Raw genomic sequence first — 17,793 nt, forward strand, 5'->3', positions numbered from 1 at the left:
TTTGCTGGAGAAGGTAGAAATGACCCGCACCCCCGTCAACGTCACCATCACCGGAGCGGCCGGCCAGATCGGCTACGCGCTGCTCTTCCGCATCGCCTCGGGCCACCTGCTCGGTGCCGACGTGCCGGTGAACCTGCGCCTCCTGGAGATCCCGCAGGGCCTCAAGGCCGCCGAGGGCACCGCCATGGAGCTCGTCGACTGCGCCTTCCCGCTGCTGCGCGACATCACCATCACGGACAACGCGAACGAGGCCTTCGACGGCGCCAACGTGGCGCTGCTGGTCGGCGCCCGTCCGCGCACCGCGGGCATGGAGCGCGGCGACCTGCTGCAGGCCAACGGCGGCATCTTCGGCCCGCAGGGCAAGGCGATCAACGACCACGCCGCGGACGACATCAAGGTCCTGGTGGTCGGCAACCCGGCCAACACCAACGCCCTGATCGCCCAGCGCAACGCCCCGGACGTCCCGGCCGAGCGCTTCACCGCGATGACCCGCCTGGACCACAACCGGGCCGTCGGCCAGCTGTCCCTGAAGACCGGTGCGCCGGTCTCCGAGATCAAGCGCGTCACCATCTGGGGCAACCACTCCGCCACCCAGTACCCGGACGTCTTCCAGGCCGAGATCGCCGGCAAGCCGGCCTTCGAGGCCGTCGGCAGCGACCAGGCCTGGCTGGAGAACGACTTCATCCCGACCGTCGCCAAGCGCGGCGCGGCCATCATCGACGCCCGCGGCGCCTCCTCGGCCGCCTCGGCCGCCAACGCCGCCATCGACCACGTGCACACCTGGGTCAACGGCACCGCCGAGGGCGACTGGACCTCCATGGGCGTCGTCTCCGACGGCTCCTACGGCGTCCCGGCCGGTCTGATCTCCTCCTTCCCGGTCACCACCAAGGCCGGCAAGTTCGAGATCGTCCAGGGCCTGGAGATCTCCGACTTCTCGCGCGCCCGCATCGACGCCTCGGTCAAGGAGCTGACCGAGGAGCGCGACGCGGTCCAGGAGCTCGGCCTCATCTGAGCCCCGCGCGACGCCTCCCGACGGCCCGCCGCCCCTCCCGAGGGGCGGCGGGCCGTCGCCCTACACTGGCCCGCTGTGAACGAAACCCTCGGGGACGCCGCGCTCGTCCTCGTCTTCATCCTGCTGGGCGGACTGTTCAACGTCGCCGAGATCTCGCTGATCTCGCTGCGCGAGGGCCAGATCCGGACCCTGGAGGCGCACGGCACCCGCCGCTCCGCCCGGGCCGCCCACCTGGCCGCCGACCCCAACCGCTTCCTGGCCGCCGTCCAGGTCGGCGTGACCTGCATGGGCTTCCTGTCCGCGGCCTTCGGCGCGGACACCCTGTCCGGCAAGGTCGCCCCGCTGTTCGTGCGGGCCGGGCTGACCGAGGGCGTCGCCGACGCGATCGCCCTGGTCGGCCTCACCCTGGTGATCAGCTACGCCTCGCTGGTGCTCGGCGAGCTCACCCCCAAGCGCATCGGCCTGCAGCGCGCCGAGTCCATCGCGGTGCTCGCGGCGCCGGTGGTCGACGTGATGTCGGTGGTGCTGCGCCCGGTGATCTGGCTGCTCGGTCACTCCACCAACCTGATGGTCCGCCTGCTCGGCGGCGACCCGGCCGCCGGCCGCGGGTCGATGAGCTCCGAGGAGCTCCGCGGCCTGGTCGCCGCCAACACCGAACTCGGCAGCGACGAGCGCGCGTTGATCGCGGACGTGTTCTCCGCCGGGGAGCGCCAGCTGCGCGAGGTGATGGTCCCGAGGACGGAGGTGACCTTCCTGGACGCCGAGCGCCCGCTGGCCGCCGTCCGGCACCAGGCGGACACCTCGCCGCACTCGCGCTACCCGGTGGTCGAGGGCAGCGCCGACGCGGTGGTCGGCTTCGTCCACGTCCGCGACCTGTACGGCGCGCGCGGCGAGCAGGCCGTCAAGGCCCGCGACCTGGCCCGCCCGGTCAAGCTGCTGCCCGGCACCAAGCTGGTGCTGGAGGCGATGGGCGAGATGCGCCGGGAGGGCCACCACCTGGCGATCGTGGTGGACGAGTACGGCGGCACCGCCGGGATCGTCACCCTGGAGGACCTGGTCGAGGAGGTGATCGGCGAGATCCGGGACGAGTACGACCGGCCGGAGACCGCCGCCACCCGTCGGCTGGCCGGCGGCGGCATGGAGCTCGACGGCCTGCTCAACCTCGGCGACTTCACCGAGGAGACCGGCGCCACCCTGCCCGAGGGCCCGTACGAGACGGTGGCGGGCTGCCTGGTCGCCTCGCTCGGCCGGCTCCCCCGGGACGGCGACCAGGTGCGCGTCCCGGTCGACGGCGGGGGCGGCGTGCTGCTGACGGTGGCCAAGATGGAGGGCCGGCGGATCGCCAGGGTGAGGGTGAGTGCGGTCACACTGGCGGAACCTCCAGGGGCAGACGTTTCCTGAGCGACCGGTGGAACTGGAACAATGGCGCGCATGGTCAACGCAGCGGTCACCGGTCCGGTCAAGGACCGTCCCCGGGTGCTCTCCGGCATCCAGCCCACCTCCGGCTCGTTCCACCTCGGCAACTACCTGGGCGCGGTGCGCCAGTGGGTCGACCTGCAGAAGGAGAACGACGCCTTCTACATGGTCGTCGACCTGCACGCGATCACCGTGGAGCAGGACCCGGCGACGCTGCGCCAGAACACCCGGATCTCCGCCGCACAGCTGCTCGGGGCCGGCCTGGACCCTGAGCACTGCACCCTGTTCGTCCAGTCGCACGTGCCCGAGCACGCGCAGCTCGGCTGGGTGATGAACTGCCTCACCGGCTTCGGCGAGGCCTCCCGGATGACCCAGTTCAAGGACAAGTCGGCCAAGCAGGGCGCCGCCGGCACCTCCGTGGGCCTGTTCACCTATCCGATCCTCCAGGTCGCCGACATCCTGCTTTACCAGGCGGACGCCGTCCCGGTGGGCGAGGACCAGCGCCAGCACGTGGAGCTCACCCGCGACCTCGCGGAGCGCTTCAACACCCGCTACAGCCCGACCTTCACGGTCCCGAAGCCGTACATCCTCAAGGAGACGGCCAAGATCCAGGACCTCCAGGACCCGGCGATCAAGATGAGCAAGTCGGCCTCCTCGGCCAAGGGCCTGGTCAGCCTGCTGGACGACGCGAAGACGAGCGCCAAGAAGTTCAAGAGCGCCGTCACCGACACCGGCACCGTGGTCTCCTACGACGAGGAGGAGAAGGCCGGCGTCTCCAACCTGCTGCGCATCCACTCGGCGCTCAGCGGCCAGTCGGTCGAGCAGCTGGTCGCGCACTTCGAGGGCAAGATGTACGGCGCCCTGAAGACCGAGCTGGCCGAGCTGTTCACCGAGTGGGTCACCCCGTTCCAGGAGCGCACCCGCGTCTACCTGGACGACCCGGCCGAGCTGGACCGGGTGCTGGCGATCGGCGGCGAGAAGGCCCGCGAGGTGGCCGCGCAGACGCTGGCGACGGTGTACGACCGGATCGGCTTCCTCCCGGCCGCCAAGCGGTGACTGCGCTGCCGCGACTGCCCGATGGTGAGGACCTCCCGGAGGTCCTCACCATCGGCGTGTCCGTGAGCGTCCCGGACCCGTACGGGACGGAGATCCAGGACGCCCGCGCCGGGCACGGCGATCCGCAGGCCCGGTCGATACCGACGCACGTGACCCTGCTGCCGCCGACCGAGGTGCCGGCCGGGGCGCTGCCGAAGATCGAGGAGCACCTGGCCGCGGTGGCCGCCGCGCACCGGCCGTTCCGGATGCTGCTGAGCGGCGCCGGGACCTTCCGCCCGGTCTCCCCGGTGGTGTTCGTCCGGGTCGAGGAGGGCGCGCAGGAGTGCCGCCTGCTGGAGGCGGACGTCCGCTCCGGCCCGCTGGCCCGCGAGCTGGCCTTCCCCTACCACCCGCACGTGACGGTGGCGCACGGCCTGTCCGAGGACGCGCTCGACCAGGCGTACGCGCAGGCCCGCGGTTTCCGGGCGGCCTTCGACGTGCCGGGCTTCAGCCTCTCCCGCTTCGACGCGGACGAGGTCTGGCGGCCCTGGCGCGGCTACCGGTTCTCCTGACCCGCCCCCAGCTCCAGCATCCGGTCCACCACCCGGCGGGACGCCCCGCCGTCGTCCAGGACGCAGTGCTCGGCCCGGAAGCGGCGGTGGCGCTCGGCGTAGCCGGGCGGCAGCCCGGTGCCGCCGTCGGCGAGTTCGCGCAGCGCGCGGAGCAGTCCGGCGGAGGTGGGGACGAGCGGGCCGGGGGCCTGCGGCTCGAAGTCGAAGTAGAAGCCGCGCAGGGTGTCCCGGTAGTGCTCCAGGTCGTAGGTGAAGAAGAGCACCGGGCGGCCCGTGACGGCGAAGTCGAACATGATCGACGAGTAGTCGGTCACCAGCACGTCCGCGACCAGCAGCAGCTCCTGCGGGTCCGGGTAGTCCCCGCAGTCGTACAGGAAGCCGTCCCCGGCGCCGGGCAGCGGTTCGCGGACGTGCGCGTGGGGGCGGACCAGCAGCACGTGGTCCGGGCCGAGCAGGCGCCGGGCGTGGTCGAGGTCGAGGCGCAGGTCGAAGCGGAAGCCGTCGCCGTCGCCGCGCTGCTGGTCCTCCCGCCAGGTCGGCGCGTACAGCACGATCCGCTTGCCGTCCGGGACGCCGAGCCTGCGGCGGACGGCCGCGGCGGTGCGTCGGTCGGGTCTGGCGAGCACGTCGTTGCGGGGGTAGCCGGCCTCCAGGATCTCGCCCTGGTAGCGGAAGGCGCGGCGCAGGATCGGGGTGGCGAACGGGCTGGGGGAGAGCAGCAGGCTCCACTGCGGGGTCTCCCGGTCGAGCGCGTCCAGGTAGCCGTGGTCGGCCAGCCAGGGGTTGTCGACGTCGTGGGCGATCCGCTTCAGCAGTGAGCCGTGCCAGGTCTGCACCACCACCTGGCCGGGGCGGCGTTCCAGGAAGTCCGGGAAGTGGGTGTTGCCGACGAGGTAGCGGCAGGTGGCCAGGGCCCGGTACCACTCGGGGCTCCAGATCCGGACGGCGCGCACCCCGGGCGGGAGTTCGGCCTGGGCGTCGTCGACCACCCAGAGGTGCTCCAACGGCGCGCTGCGGCGGTCGAGTTCGGCGTGCACCGCGCGCGGCGAGTCGGCGTAGCCGCGGCCGCCGAACACGTCGTACAGCACGGCCTCGCGCAGCGGCTCGCGGCGGGCGGCGGGGTACGCGCGGGTGCGCAGCCGGGCCTGCGTCCAGGCACTGCGCTCGGTGGCGGTGAGCACCGGGGTGGAGTCCACCAGCAGGGTGTCGTGCCAGCGGCGCTGCAGCAGGATCCGCTTGCCGCCGACGGAGGTGGCGGCGGGCAGGGCGGGGAGCGCGGCGGGCGCGGCGAGCAGCGGGCGGCTCGGGCCGGAGTGCCCGACGGGCTCCAGCGACGCCTCCCAGACGCCCTTGCGCAGCGGCAGGCCGGCGCCGTCCGAGCCGGTGCGGGTCGCCGGCACCCGGACCAGGAACCGGCCGCCGGGGCCGGTCTCGACGGGGCTGCGCACCTCGCCGGCCACGCCGGTGTGCCGCAGCACGAGCTCCAGCCGGTCGGCGGAGCCCCCAGGGCAGTGGCCGGTGAGCTCGAAGCCGCCGGCCCGGACGGCGATCCGCTCGACCAGGCCGGCCGCCGGCTGGACGCACAGCTGGAGCCGCCCGTCGGCGAGGTGCTTGAGGTAGAGCGCGCGGTCCGGGGCGCCGGGCAGCCGGTGCTGGCCGGCCACCCGGCCGTGGCGCTCATCGAGGCAGAGCTGCTCGGTGGTGCCGTCGGGGCGCTGCAACTCGGCGTCCCAGTGTTCGAGGTCGTCGGCGCCGCGGCCGTCGGCGGTGAACGGCCGGTACGGGACGTGGACGGCGAAGCGGTCGCCGGTGCGGGCGACCGGCCGTTCGATGACGGCCGGGCTCTGCCGGTGGCGCAGCCGCAGCACGGTGCCGTCGGGCTGGTCGTGCGCGGTGCCGCGCAGGTCGAGGCCGTCGGCGGTGGGGGCGGCGTGGGTGAGCCGGACGCCGGGGCGTTCGAGCCGCAGCCGCAGCCGCCCGTCGGAGAACTCCGGCTGGAGGCGGACGTCCCGGTCCAGCCAGCGGGCCGGCGGGTACTCGCCGGAGCCGCACCAGTGCGGGGCGAGGGAGCCGTACTGGCGCCGCACCCGGGCCGGGCGCGGGCGGGTGAACAGGGTGGCCTCGACCTGCCAGTCGCCGAGCGGCCAGTCGGGGCCGCGGCGCAGCCGGGCCGGGTCGACCAGGGCGGTGAAGCCGGACCAGTCGTGGTTGAGGTCGGGCTGGGCGCTGTCGTCGGTGACCTCGGGCAGCCGGCGCGGCCGGGAGCGGAGGTGGACGGGCGGGAGGTCCGGGTCGGGGTGGCGCAGGGTCAGCCAGGTCCAGGCGGAGCCGGGGCGGCCGGTGTCGAGGTCGTCCGGCCGGGCGAAGCCGGTGAGCTCCAGCCCGCGGCCCGTCCAGCGGGCGCGCAGCAGGCCGAAGACGACGTCCTCGTCCTCGGCGGGCCGGTCGGTGCCGACCCGCGGGCCCGCGTGGGGGAGGACGAACCGCGTGAGCACAGACATCGGGGGTGGGCCCTTCGGGACGGCGGCCGGGCCATGGCGGTGGACCGGGGCTCCGGGCCGATATCCACCGGGCCGGATCCGAATTGACATCCCATACCGGGACGACACCCGGGGTCAACTGTACGGTCCGGCGAATTTCCCGCGAAATTCGTCAACGAAACACGAGTTCGAGTGTAATGCGGACGTAAAGGGCGGGGAAGTGTCCAGGAAACGTCCAGAATGCGCCGAGGCGCCCGACGCGGATCGCGTCGGGCGCCTCGGCGGGGCGGGGGGCGGTTACTCCTTTCGGAGCATCGCGTCGACCACCCGGGCGGCGGCCTTGCCGTCGTCCAGGTCGCAGTACTTCTCGCGGAACGCGGCGGCCCGGTCCGCGTGCTCGGCCGCGACCTCGTCCACCCGGCCGAGCGCGTCGACCAGCTGCTCGGAGGTGGCCAGCAGCGGGCCGGGCGCCTCCGCCTCGAAGTTCAGGCTGAAGCCGCGCAGGTTGTCGCGGTAGTGCTCCAGGTCGTAGGTGAAGAACAGCACCGGCTTGCCGGTCGCGGCGAAGTCGAAGACGCTCGCCGAGTAGTCGGTGACCAGCACGTCCGCGATCAGCAGCAGCTCCGCCATGTCGGGGTAGCTGCCGACGTCCCAGACGAAGCCGTTGCCGGCGTCCGGGATCTGGCCGCACATCATGCTGTGCCGGCGCACCAGGAGCACCTGGTCGTCGCCGAGCGCGGCCTTGGCCGCCTCCAGGTCGATCCGCAGGTCCAGCTGGTAGCCGCCGTCCGGCCGGCGCCGGTCCTCGCGCCAGGTCGGCGCGTAGAGCACGACCTTCTTGCCCTCGGGCAGGCCGAGCCGTTCCCGGACCTGCTCGGCGGTCTTCTCCCGGTCGACCGCGAAGAGGAGGTCGTTCCTGGGCGAACCGCTCTCCAGGATCTCGCCCTTGTAGTCGAACGCGCGTCGCAGCACCGGAGCCGACCAGCTGTTCCCGGCGACCAGCAGGCTCCAGTTCGGAACCTCCTTGGCGAGGCCCTTCAGGTAGTTCGAATCGGTGAACCAGACCTTCTCGAAATCGAGGCCGATCTGCTTCAGCGGGCTGCCGAGCCAGGTCTGCACGACGACCTGGCCGGGGCGGCGGACGAAGAAGTCGGGCAGGTGGGTGCTGGTGACGATGTACTTGGCCGTCGCCAGCGCCTCGAACCACTCCGGGCTCCAGAGCCGCAGCGCGCCCGCGGTCTGCGGCAGCTCGGCCTGCAGGTCGTCGCTGCCCCACAGGTGCTCCAGCGGCAGGCCGCGGCGGACCAGCTCCTCGTGGATCGCCCGCGGGGAGTCGGCGTACAGGCCGCCGAGGCCGACGTTGTACAGCACGGCGTCGCGCAGCGGGTGCCGGCGGGCGCCCGGGTAGTCGACGTTGCGCAGCTGGCGCTGGCGGTAGCCGCTGCGCTCCTCGGGCAGCAGCGCCGAGTGCGACTCCAGCGAGATCCCGTCGTGGTGGCGGCGCTCCAGCACGACGCGCTTGCCGCGCGACTCCACCTCCAGCGGCAGCGCGCCGAAGCACTCCGGCGCGATCAGCGCGTACGAGCTCGGCATCTCCTCGACGGGGGCGCCGAGCGGGCGGAAGAAGACGCCCCAGGTGCCCTGGGCGAGCGGCACCCGGCCGGCGAAGGAGGCCGTCGGCACGGCCGGCATCGCGGTCCGGAACCGGCCGTCCGCGATCTCCACGGGGTAGACGTGCTCCTCCTCGCGCCAGTTGTGCCGGACGACGAGCTCCCAGCGGTGCGTGCCGGGCAGCGGGAACGAGCCGCTGAGCAGGAAGCCGTCGGCGCCGCGGGAGGAGACCTCGTCCACCACCGGCTGCAGCAGCTGGTCGGAGAACTGCAGGTAGCCGCTGGGGGAGGGCTTGGAGTAGAGGGCCCGGCGCCGGTCCGAGGGGGCCTCCGGGTTCAGCGCCAGGTGCAGCTGCGAGGGGGCGTTGCGGTCGTCCCAGGCGATCGCGACGGTGCTGCCGTCGGCGAGCACCAGCGAGGTGTCCCAGCGGTCGCGGGCGCGGTCGGCCGCCACCGGGTCCAGCTCGGCCCAGGACTCGCGCAGGGCGGTCAGCTCGGCCACCGGGAAGGAGACCGTGAACGGCTGCAGGCTGCCGACCGGCGTGCCCAGCTCCACCGGGTAGGCCAGCTCGCGGTCCGACTCGACGTGCAGGAGCCGCAGCTTGGCCCCGGCGAAGCTCGCGCCGGAGCGGGCCGCACCCGAGACCTCCACCCGGCCGCCGTGCGCGGCCAGGCCGGTCACCCGGGCCTTGACGGTCTCCACCCGCAGGTAGACGCTGCCGTCCCGGACCCACGGCACGATCCGCACGTCCGGCTCGACCCAGTGCGCCGGGATGTACTGGGCGGTGTCGCTCCAGCCGGCCCAGATCCGGCCCTTGTAGACGCCGCCCTTGCCGGCGCCGGCCACCAGGACGCGCCAGTTGCCGTCCTTCCACTGACCGCGGTGCCGGAGCTTCTTCGGGTCGATGGAGACGTTGAAGCCGGCCCAGTCGCAGTTGTACAGGTCGTGGTGGCAGCTGGCGGTGGCCTCGGGGCTGTACGTGGTCTTCATCGGCACCGCGATCACCCGGCGGCCCTTGGCCTCGCGCAGCACCAGGGTGCGGACCATGTCGTGCTTGCCGGCCGCGCCCATCTGCTCCGGGTACGCGTGGCCGGACAGCTCCAGCCGCCCGCCGACCCAGCCGGTCTCGTACAGCCGGCTGCGCATGACCAGCGAGTTGTCGAGCTTGAGCACGCCGGACGGCACGCTCTTGCGCCCGCCGCGCAGGAACGGGTAGTCGGCGTACGGCCGCAGCAGGCCGCGGGCCTGGACGCCGCCGTTGCTCTCGCCCTCGTACTTGATCTGCTCGACGAACTCGTCGATGCGGCCCTGCAGGGTCAGGTGGTACTTCAGCCGCAGCGGCGCCCGCAGCTTGCGGACCTGCTCGGGGCCGATCGCCCGGAGCAGCCGGCTGACGTTCTTGAGGTAGGCGTCCCGGTACTCCTTGTCGCCGTCCACGACGGACCAGAAGAACATCGGGATCTCCTCGACGAGGGTGTTCTCGTCGTAGGAGCGCAGGTACTGGGCGAAGCGCGGCTCGGTCTGCTTCTTCAGCCAGCCGCGGACCAGCTCGACCGAGGTGACGCGGTCGATCAGGCCCTTGGGGTTGGTCCGCATCTGCGTGATCGACATCTCGCCGACCTCGCGCTCGCGCCAGTGGTAGATCGGCTCGGAGAGGACGTCCACGCTCTTGGCGAGGTAGTGGTGCGGCACGCTGACCGGGGCGTCCTCGTACAGGATGCCCTCGGGGTAGAGGATGCCGGCCGCGTCGAAGAAGGAGCGGCGGTACACCTTGTTCCACGCGGTGCGGTCGGTGACCAGCGCCGGGATCTCGGTGATGTGCGTCTTGAGCTTGGTCTCCCGGAACGGCCTGGAGTGCCCGCCGGACTGGTAGTAGCCCACGGCGCGGAAGCGCAGCACGTTGCCGGTGGCGAAGTCCGAGCCGGTCTCGTCGAGCGTGCTGATCATCAGCTCGTACGCGCTCGGCGGCATCGAGTCGTCGCTGTCGACGAAGCACAGGAACTCGGAGTCCGGGTCGATGTGCCGGATGCCCGTGTTGCGGGCGGCGCCGAGGCCCTTGTTCACCTGGCGGACCAGCCGGAACCGGGAGTCCTTGGCCGCGTAAGCCTCGGCGAGGGCCGCGCTGTCGTCCTTCGAACCGTCGTCGACCATGACGCACTCGAAGTCCGTGAAGGTCTGGGCGGCGATCGAGTCGAGGCATTCGACCAGGTAACGCTCGACGTTGTAGATCGGAACGACGATGGAGAGGCGGGGAGCCATCGGCTACGCAGGCCTTTCTCGGGAAGGAGCGTGGCAGCCCGTGGGGGGCGTGACCGCATTTGATCGGTGCGTACGTGCGCCCCGATCCTACCTCCGGGCTCCGCGGCCCCTCCGGGCCACTACTCTGGGGCCCGTGCCCCGCTTCAGCGTGATCGTCCCCGTGTTCAAGGTCCAGGACTACCTCGCCGAGTGCCTCGACTCGGTCCTCGGCCAGGGCGGCCCCGACCTGGAACTGATCGCGGTCGACGACCGCTCCCCGGACCGCTGCGGCGCGATGCTCGACGAGGCCGCCGCCGCGGACCCGCGGATCCGGGTGCTGCACCTGCCGGAGAACGTCGGACTCGGCCGGGCCCGCAACGCCGGCCTGGAGGTCGCCACCGGCGACTACGTGGTCTTCCTCGACAGCGACGACACGCTCACCCCGAACCTGCTCAAGAGCGTCGACGACCGGCTCACCGCCACCGGCGACCCGGACGTCCTGGTCTACGACTACGCCCGCACCTACGTCGACGGCCGGATCACCCGCGCCGCCTCGGCCCACGTCTTCGGCGCCGCCTCCCCCGAGGTCTTCGACCTCGCCGCCCGCCCGGACCTGCTCGACCTGCTGCAGGTCGTCTGGAACAAGGCCTACCGCCGCGACTTCGTCACCGCGCAGCGGCTGGTCTTCCCGGCCGGCTACTACGAGGACACCCCCTGGACGTACCCGGCGCTCCTCGCCGCCGCCCGGATCACCCTGCTCGACGAGGTCGGCGTGCACTACCGCCAGCGCCAGGAGGGCGGCAACATCCTGGCCACCGCCAGCCGCAAGCACTTCGACGTCTTCGACCAGTACGACCTGGTCTTCGGCTTCCTGGACGGCCGCCCCGACCTGGACCACTGGCGCCCCGTCGTCTACGGCCGGATGCTGCACCACCTCAACACGGTCGTCTCCAAGCCCGGCCGGGTCCCGCCCGGCGACCGCCGCGAGTACTTCCGCCGCGCGGCCGCCCACTGCGCCCGGCTGCGCCCGGCCGGCTACCGCCCCCCGGCGGGCGTCGACGGCGTGCGCACCGAACTGCTGAGCCACGGCCGCTACGGCGCCTACCAGGCCGTCAGGGCGCTCGCCCGGGCCCGCCGGCTGGTCCGCGGCTAGCTGCGGCGGGCCCCGGCGGCCACGACGCGGCCCCGGCCGCGCGTCGAGCCTGACGGCCGTTCGGGGGACGGGCCGGTATAACCGGTCGGGTGGACTTCCTGACCCGCCTTCCGGTCATCGGCCCGCTCGTGACGCGACTGCTGCGCAGCCGCCCGTACCGGGTGTACGAGCACTTCACCGCGGCCCGCGGGAACAGACTGGCCGGCGCGGTCACCTTCTTCGGCTTCCTCGCCCTGTTCCCGCTGCTCACCGTCGCCCTGGCGATCGCCGTGGCGACGTTCAGCGACAGCCGGGTGGCGGACATTCAGAAACGCATCTCCGACCAGCTGCCGGGCATCTCCGACGCACTCAACCTGCCGTCGCTGGTGGCCAACGCGGGCGCCGTCGGACTCGTCAGCGGGGCACTGCTGCTGATCTCCGGCCTCGGCTGGGTGGACACCATGCGCACCTCGATCCGGGACGTGTGGCAGCTGCCCGAGGAGGACGGCAACCCGGTGCTGCGCAAGGCGTGGGACTGCGTGGTGCTCGGCGGCCTCGGCCTGGTCTCGCTGGTCTCGCTGGGCGCCTCCGCCGCGGGGACGACGCTGGCCGGGCGGATCGCCGACCAGCTCGGCCTGCACAACGGCTACCTGCTCACCGGGATCGGCATCCTCATCGCCATAGGGTGCGACACCCTGCTCTTCGCCTACCTGCTGGCGCCCTTCCCCGGCATCGGCGGCCAGCGCCGGCGGGACGTGCTGCAGGGGGCGCTGATCGGCGCGGTCGGCTTCGAGGCGCTGAAGATCCTGCTCGCCTCCTACCTCGGCTCGGTCGCCGGGAAGAGCCTCTACGGCGCCTTCGGCGTACCGGTGGCGCTGCTGCTCTGGATCAACTTCGTCAGCCGGCTGCTGATGTACTGCGTGGCCTGGACGGCCCTCGCCGACCCGGAGGCCGCCCGGGAGCGGGCCAGGGCCCACGGCCGGGCCGTCATCGAGGCGGCCGACGAGGCGGGGGCCGCGGCGGAGCCGGCGGCCAGGGCCCAGGGTCCGGCCCAGTCCTGAGCGTCCTGGGAGCCGGCCCCTGAGCCCTGGGCCCGTGCCCGGGCCCGTCGGCGGATCAGCCGGCGGCCCTGCGGCGGCGGTGCACGACCAGCGCCCCGTAGCCGCCCGCGGCCACGGCCAGCGCGACGGCCAGCCAGCCGCCGAGGCCGGGCCCGGTGCCCCGGGAGGCCGCGGCGGGGGCCGCCGCCGGGGTGGCGGGTGCCGTGGCGGTGGGGGACGGGTGCGGCGGGGGCGCGGGAACGCCGGCGGCGCCGCCGGCCTGGCCGGTCGGCTCGCCGCCGGGCGGCAGCTCGTCGACCAGCCGGCCGACCGGTCGCACCTTGTCGGCCGCCGCGAAGCCCCAGTCCAGCAGCGCGGCCGTCTCGTCGTAGACCTTCTGGTAGCTGGCCGGGTGCATCACCGTCACCAGCAGGGTCCGGCCGTTGCGCTCGGCGGCGCCGACGAAGGTGGAGCCCGCGTTGGTGGTGGTGCCGTTCTTCACCCCGATCAGGCCGGGGTACTTGCCCAGCAGCCGGTCGGTGTTGGCGATCCCGAAGCTGCCGCGCTGGCCGGTGTTCTTGTCCACCGCGCCGGGGAACATCGCGTCCCGGGTGGCGCAGTACATCCGGAAGTCGGGATTGCGCAGGCCGGCCCGGGCGAACAGGGTGAGGTCGTAGGCCGAGGAGACCTGGCCGTCCATGTCGTACCCGTCCGGCGAGATCACCCGGGTGTCCCGGGCCTGCAGGGCGTCGGCGCGGGCCTGCATCTCGCCGACGGTCTGCTGCACGCCGCCGTTCATGTGCGCGAGGACGTGCACGGCGTCGTTGCCCGAGCTCAGGAACACCCCGCGCCACAGGTCCTCGACCCGGTAGTCGAGGTTCTCCTTGATGCCGACCAGGCTGCTGCCGGCGCCGATCCCCAGGATCTCCTCGTCCGCGACCCGGTGCACCAGGTTGCGGTCGAACTTGGGCAGCACGGTGTCCGCGAAGAGGATCTTCAGGGTGCTCGCCGGGGGCAGCTTCAGGTGCGGGTTGTTCGCCGCCAGCACCTCTCCCGACGTGGCGTCGGAGACTATCCAGGACTGGCCGGTGAGGTCCCCGGGCAGCGCCGGGGCGCCGGCCAGCGGGTCGACCTGGACCCCGGGGAGCCCGAGCCGGCCGCCGCCGACCGCGGTGGGCGGGGGCGGCTCGTACGGGGCGGCGGCCGCCGCCGGGGCGACGAGCAGGACGGGGAGGGCCGCGGTGACCGCGGCGCACAGGTGGGCGAACGTGTGACGGGCTGTGGGCACCAGCTGACCGTACCCACTCCGGGCGCCGGCCGTCCGCCGCACCGGGCCGGTCCTCCGCAGGAGGGCCCCGCCGTACGCCGATCGGCCGTCCGCGCATACTGGGGACGCACACCGCCTTCACACCCCCGCCGAGGATCCCATGAAGCTCAGCCGCCGCACCTCCTGGTTCCTGACCGCCTTCGGCGTCTGGTCGATGATCATCTGGACGACCTTCGTCAAGAACCTGTGGAAGGACTCCGGCGGCCAGGCCTTCACCGGCGGCGACCACTCCCAGCCGACCGCCTTCTTCTGGGTGCACCTCCTCCTCGCCGTCACCTCCTTCCTCCTCGGCATCGCCGTCGGCTCCGTCGGGGTCCGCGGCCTGCGCGCCGCCCGCCGCGCCGCCCCGGCCGCGGACTGAGGCCGGCGACCGCGCCGCCGGTACGCGCGAAGGCCCCCGTCCGCACCGCGGACGGGGGCCTTCGTCGGGCCGGGCCGGGTGGCTCAGAAGCGGCGGGTGACCAGGGCCCGCTTCACTTCCTGGATCGCCTTGGTGACCTCGATGCCACGGGGGCAGGCCTCGGAGCAGTTGAAGGTGGTGCGGCAGCGCCACACGCCCTCACGGTCGTTGAGGATCTCCAGGCGCTGCTCGGCGCCCTCGTCACGCGAGTCGAAGATGAAGCGGTGCGCGTTGACGATGGCGGCCGGGCCGAAGTACTGGCCGTCGTTCCAGAACACCGGGCAGGACGACGTGCACGCGGCGCACAGGATGCACTTGGTGGTGTCGTCGAAGCGCTCGCGGTCCTCGGCGGACTGCAGGCGCTCGCGCGTCGGGTCGTTCCCCTTGGTGATGAGGAACGGCATGACGTCCTTGTACGCCTGGAAGAACGGGTCCATGTCCACGACCAGGTCCTTGAGGACCGTGAGGCCCTTGATGGCCTCGATCGTGATCGGCTTCTCCGGGTTGACGTCCTTGATCAGGGTCTTGCACGCCAGCCGGTTGCGGCCGTTGATCCGCATGGCGTCGGAGCCGCAGATGCCGTGCGCGCAGGAACGGCGGTAGGTGAGGGTGCCGTCCTGCTCCCACTTGATCTTGTTGAGCGCGTCCAGGACGCGCTCCTTCGGGTCCATCTCGAGCTGGTAGTCGACCCACACCGGGTCCGGGTGCTCCTCCGGGTTGAACCGGCGGATCCGGAAGGTGACGGTGATCAGCTGGGTGGCACCGCTCTCGGCCGCGTCCAGAGCGGCCGAGTGCTTCTCCACGGTCGGAGTGCTCATCAGTACTTACGCTCCATCGGCTGGTAGCGGGTCGTGACGACCGGCTTGTAGTCGAGGCGGATGGAGGTGGTGCCGTCGGCGGCAACCTCCTGGTACGCCATGGTGTGCTGCATGAACTTCACGTCGTCACGGGTCGGGAAGTCCTCGCGGTAGTGGCCGCCGCGGGACTCCTCGCGGGCCAGCGCGGACACGGCCAGCACCTCGGCCAGGTCGAGCAGGTTGCCCAGCTCGACGGCCTCCAGCAGGTCCGTGTTGTAGCGGAAGCCCTTGTCCTGGATGGAGACGTGCTTGTAGCGCTCGCGCAGCGCGGCGATGTCCTCGACGGCCTGCTTCAGGGTGGCGCCGGTGCGGTAGACCATGGCGTTGGCGTCCATGGTCTCCTGCAGCTCCTTGCGGATCTGCGCCACGGACTCGGTGCCGGTGGACTCGCGCAGGCCGTCGACCATGGCCTGGACCTTCTCGGCCGGGTTCTCGGGCAGCTCGGTGTAGTCCACCGTCTGCGCGTAGTCGGCGGCGGCGACGCCCGCGCGCTTGCCGAACACGTTGATGTCCAGCAGCGAGTTGGTGCCCAGGCGGTTGGCGCCGTGCACGGACACGCAGGCGACCTCGCCGGCCGCGTACAGGCCCGGGACGACCTCGGTGTTGTTGCGCAGCACCTCACCCTCGACGTTGGTCGGGATGCCGCCCATGGCGTAGTGCGCGGTGGGCTGGATCGGGATCGGGTCCGTGTAGGGCTCGATGCCGAGGTAGGTGCGGGCGAACTCGGTGATGTCCGGGAGCTTGGCGTCCAGCTGCTCCGGCGGCAGGTGGGTGAGGTCCAGGTAGACGTGGTCGCCGTCCGGACCGCAGCCGCGGCCTTCGCGGATCTCGGTGTAGATCGCGCGGGAGCAGACGTCACGGGACGCGAGGTCCTTCATGACGGGGGCGTAGCGCTCCATGAAGCGCTCGCCGTCCTTGTTGCGCAGGATGCCGCCCTCGCCGCGGGCGCCCTCGGTGAGCAGGATGCCCATGCGCCAGATGCCCGTCGGGTGGAACTGGAAGAACTCCATGTCCTCCAGCGGCAGGCCGCGGCGGTAGACCAGGGCCTGGCCGTCACCGGTGAGGGTGTGGGCGTTGGAGGAGACCTTGAAGAACTTGCCGGTGCCGCCGGAGGCGAACACGACCGACTTGGCCTGGAAGACGTGGATCTCGCCGGTGGCCAGCTCGTAGGCGACGACGCCGGCCGTCCTGCCCTCGTTGAGCAGCAGGTCGAGGACGTAGAACTCGTTGAAGAACTCGACGCCGTGCTTGACGCAGTTCTGGAACAGCGTCTGGAGGATCATGTGGCCGGTGCGGTCGGCCGCGTAGCACGAGCGGCGGACCGGGGCCTCGCCGTGGTTGCGGGAGTGCCCGCCGAAGCGGCGCTGGTCGATGCGGCCCTGCTCGGTGCGGGAGAAGGGCAGACCCATCTTCTCCAGGTCGAGGACGGCGTCGATGGCCTCCTTGCACATGATCTCGGCGGCGTCCTGGTCGACCAGGTAGTCACCACCCTTGACCGTGTCGAAGGTGTGCCACTCCCAGTTGTCCTCCTCGACGTTGGCGAGGGCGGCGCACATGCCGCCCTGGGCCGCGCCGGTGTGGGACCGGGTGGGGTAGAGCTTGGTCAGGACCGCGGTGCGGCTGCGCTGCGTCGACTCGATGGCCGCGCGCATGCCGGCGCCGCCGGCGCCGACGATGACGGTGTCGTACTGGTGAATCTGCATGGGGGGTTAACTCGCCTCTGGCCTCTGCCGATGTCCGATGTTGCTCGCGGCTCAGATGTTGGGGTCGAAGGTGAAGATCACCAGGGTGCCGAGCAGCACGGTGAAGACCGTGGCGGTACCCATGAGCCCCTTGAGCCAGAGCCGGGTCGAGTCCTTCTCGGCGTAGTCGTTGATGACCTGACGCATGCCGTTGGCGCCGTGCAGCATGGCGAGCCACAGCATCGCGAGGTCCCAGACCTGCCAGAACGGCGAGGCCCAGCGGCCGGCCACGAAGGCGAAGCCGATCTTGGAGACGCCGCCGTCGAGCACCAGCATGATCAGCAGGTGGCCGAGGATCAGCACGACCAGGACGACACCGGACAGGCGCATGAAGAGCCAGGCCAGCATCTCGAAGTTGGTGCGGGTGCGGCGCGGGGTCTTCGCGGTCCGCTTGCGCGGAGGCTCGATGACGAACTCGTCGGCCGGGTTCCCGGTGCCGAGGCCCTTGCCGGTGTGCGCCTGGGCGGAGGGGACCACCAGCGCGTCGGAGATTTCCGTGGACATGTGTCGGCTCACTTCCCGAACCAGGAGATCAGCGTGTGCTGCAGGATCCCGTAGAAGGAGCCGGCCATCAGGACGACCCAGACGCCGACGACGGTCCAGAGCATCTGCTTCTGGTACTTCGGGCCCTTGGCCCAGAAGTCGACCGCGACGACCCGCAGGCCGTTGAGGGCGTGGAACAGGATGGCGGCCACCAGGCCGTACTCCATCAGGTTCACGAGAGGCGTCTTGTACGTCTGAATGACGGTGTCGTAGGCCTCGGGCGACACCCGCACCAGCGCGGTGTCCAGGACATGGGCGAACAGGAAGAAGAAGATGAGGACGCCGGTGACTCGATGAGCCACCCAGCTCCACATGCCTTCCCGGCCGCGGTACAGCGTTCCAGCCGGCACGGAAAAACCCTCCGGAAGCGATTGGGGGCTCGGCCGGC

General features: G+C 72.1%; 14 protein-coding genes. 7 read left to right on the forward strand and 7 right to left on the reverse strand.

Annotated features, from left to right (window positions below):
- Positions 1-19: 19 nt before the first annotated feature.
- The 4 genes from AB0N04_RS12040 to AB0N04_RS12055 all read left to right on the forward strand — a co-directional run bounded on the left by AB0N04_RS12040 (position 20) and on the right by AB0N04_RS12055 (position 4,035).
- Positions 20-1,012, forward strand: a complete 993-nt coding sequence (locus AB0N04_RS12040; protein WP_360223081.1) for a malate dehydrogenase — start codon at positions 20-22, stop codon at positions 1,010-1,012.
- Positions 1,013-1,087: 75 nt separating this feature from the next.
- Positions 1,088-2,413, forward strand: a complete 1,326-nt coding sequence (locus tag AB0N04_RS12045) for a hemolysin family protein (RefSeq protein ID WP_360223078.1) — start codon at positions 1,088-1,090, stop codon at positions 2,411-2,413.
- Between the two features lie 30 nt (positions 2,414-2,443).
- Positions 2,444-3,484 (forward strand): tryptophan--tRNA ligase, encoded by a 1,041-nt coding sequence (gene trpS, locus AB0N04_RS12050; RefSeq protein WP_360223075.1) that lies wholly within the window; start codon positions 2,444-2,446, stop codon positions 3,482-3,484.
- Between the two features lie 62 nt (positions 3,485-3,546).
- Complete coding sequence (locus tag AB0N04_RS12055) at positions 3,547-4,035, forward strand: 2'-5' RNA ligase family protein (RefSeq protein ID WP_360223072.1); 489 nt, start codon at positions 3,547-3,549, stop codon at positions 4,033-4,035.
- On the opposite strand, the gene AB0N04_RS12060 is transcribed toward AB0N04_RS12055, so the two are convergent.
- The gene (locus AB0N04_RS12060) at positions 4,020-6,536 is read right to left on the reverse strand and encodes a CDP-glycerol glycerophosphotransferase family protein (protein ID WP_360223069.1); all 2,517 of its coding nucleotides are present in this window, start codon (positions 6,534-6,536) and stop codon (positions 4,020-4,022) included. The two genes, AB0N04_RS12055 and AB0N04_RS12060, sit on opposite strands and share 16 nt — an antisense overlap.
- 276 nt (positions 6,537-6,812) lie before the next feature.
- Positions 6,813-10,385, reverse strand: a complete 3,573-nt coding sequence (locus AB0N04_RS12065) for a CDP-glycerol glycerophosphotransferase family protein (RefSeq protein WP_363364108.1) — start codon at positions 10,383-10,385, stop codon at positions 6,813-6,815.
- A 133-nt stretch (positions 10,386-10,518) separates the two neighbouring features.
- Between AB0N04_RS12065 and AB0N04_RS12070 the strand changes: the two genes are divergently transcribed.
- Together AB0N04_RS12070 and AB0N04_RS12075 are read left to right on the forward strand one after the other, a co-directional pair.
- A complete protein-coding gene (locus tag AB0N04_RS12070; protein ID WP_360219519.1) occupies positions 10,519-11,517 on the forward strand; it encodes a glycosyltransferase family 2 protein in 999 nt (332 codons plus the stop codon).
- A gap of 89 nt (positions 11,518-11,606) precedes the next feature.
- On the forward strand, positions 11,607-12,557 hold the full coding sequence (locus tag AB0N04_RS12075; RefSeq protein ID WP_360219522.1) for a YihY/virulence factor BrkB family protein: 951 nt from the start codon (positions 11,607-11,609) through the stop codon (positions 12,555-12,557).
- A 55-nt stretch (positions 12,558-12,612) separates the two neighbouring features.
- On the opposite strand, the gene AB0N04_RS12080 is transcribed toward AB0N04_RS12075, so the two are convergent.
- Positions 12,613-13,761 carry a D-alanyl-D-alanine carboxypeptidase gene (locus AB0N04_RS12080; protein ID WP_360219616.1) on the reverse strand — a complete coding sequence of 383 codons (1,149 nt, stop codon included), beginning with the start codon at positions 13,759-13,761 and terminating at the stop codon, positions 12,613-12,615.
- 202 nt (positions 13,762-13,963) lie between these two features.
- Here AB0N04_RS12080 and AB0N04_RS12085 point away from each other — a divergent pair, with 202 nt between their 5' ends.
- On the forward strand, positions 13,964-14,224 hold the full coding sequence (locus AB0N04_RS12085; RefSeq protein ID WP_360219525.1) for a hypothetical protein: 261 nt from the start codon (positions 13,964-13,966) through the stop codon (positions 14,222-14,224).
- Positions 14,225-14,307: 83 nt separating this feature from the next.
- Here AB0N04_RS12085 and AB0N04_RS12090 read toward each other — a convergent pair whose 3' ends face one another.
- Genes AB0N04_RS12090 through sdhC form a run of 4 tightly spaced genes read right to left on the reverse strand, consistent with a single transcriptional unit; the run spans position 14,308 to position 17,755 of the window.
- The gene (locus AB0N04_RS12090) at positions 14,308-15,081 is read right to left on the reverse strand and encodes a succinate dehydrogenase iron-sulfur subunit (RefSeq protein ID WP_360219528.1); all 774 of its coding nucleotides are present in this window, start codon (positions 15,079-15,081) and stop codon (positions 14,308-14,310) included.
- Positions 15,081-16,823, reverse strand: coding sequence for a succinate dehydrogenase flavoprotein subunit (gene sdhA, locus AB0N04_RS12095; protein ID WP_360219531.1), 1,743 nt, complete (start codon positions 16,821-16,823; stop codon positions 15,081-15,083). Before sdhA ends, AB0N04_RS12090 begins: the two co-directional genes overlap by 1 nt.
- A gap of 51 nt (positions 16,824-16,874) precedes the next feature.
- The gene (gene sdhD / locus AB0N04_RS12100) at positions 16,875-17,366 is read right to left on the reverse strand and encodes a succinate dehydrogenase, hydrophobic membrane anchor protein (RefSeq protein WP_360219534.1); all 492 of its coding nucleotides are present in this window, start codon (positions 17,364-17,366) and stop codon (positions 16,875-16,877) included.
- An 8-nt stretch (positions 17,367-17,374) separates the two neighbouring features.
- Positions 17,375-17,755, reverse strand: a complete 381-nt coding sequence (gene sdhC / locus AB0N04_RS12105) for a succinate dehydrogenase, cytochrome b556 subunit (protein ID WP_360219537.1) — start codon at positions 17,753-17,755, stop codon at positions 17,375-17,377.
- Between the last annotated feature and the right edge of the window lie 38 nt (positions 17,756-17,793).

It is taken from the genome of Kitasatospora sp. NPDC051702 (genome assembly GCF_040681575.1).
GTDB lineage: Bacteria > Actinomycetota > Actinomycetes > Streptomycetales > Streptomycetaceae > Kitasatospora.